The sequence below is a fragment of the Escherichia sp. AM3 genome (genome assembly GCF_032029835.1).
In the GTDB taxonomy this organism is placed as follows: domain Bacteria; phylum Pseudomonadota; class Gammaproteobacteria; order Enterobacterales; family Enterobacteriaceae; genus Escherichia; species Escherichia coli.
The window spans coordinates 1-665 of sequence record NZ_JAVUPQ010000476.1 but is presented as its reverse complement, the minus strand read 5'-3'; the positions used below and the strand labels follow the sequence as shown (position 1 = coordinate 665).

At 34.4% G+C, this 665-nt stretch carries 1 pseudogene; it reads right to left on the bottom strand.

Annotation, left to right across the window (positions count from 1 at the left end):
* Positions 1–665: pseudogene (wzm, locus tag RTW80_RS26705) on the bottom strand (O89/O101/O162 family O-antigen export ABC transporter permease subunit); the annotation flags it as partial.

Below are 665 nucleotides of genomic sequence, written 5' to 3'. Positions count from 1 at the left end.
GTTCCTACGCATGCAAGGATAATAGAATTATAATAGCAGTATAACTCGGGCATTTTCCCTACTAAAGGCGAGCGAATAATCTCGATAAACCAAGCAAATGGGTTTAACTTCAGCAGCAAGCTATATTTAGCCAACATTGTTCCAGAAAATAATATCGGCGTTATATAAAAGACAACCTGCATAAAACTCATGACCATTTGCGGAAAATCTCTAAAACGTACAGAAATTACTGCAAATAAAGTTGCAATCCATTAACAACTACGATCATAAATCCAAGTATAAAAAGCGGGAAATTCTTCAACGAAAAGACGTTGAATATAATCAACACACCAATCACTATTACTATATTATGGCAAAGCATCATAAAATTTCGCCATAACATTTGCATAATGTATATGAATTTTTTAGTTGGTAACTGACTTATAAAAGAGCTGGACGATATGAAAGTTACACACCCTTCATTTATAACGCCACTAATAAAGTTCCAGAACACCAAACCAACTGCTAGCATCGGGAGATACTCTTTAACTTCTAATTTAAATAGTTCTCCATAAATTACCCCTAAAGCAATAATAAGGACCGCCATACTTAATGTAATCCAAAACGGTCCAACAATGGATCTTTTATATCTCTGCCTTAATTCCAACCAACCTAATGTAGTCCAA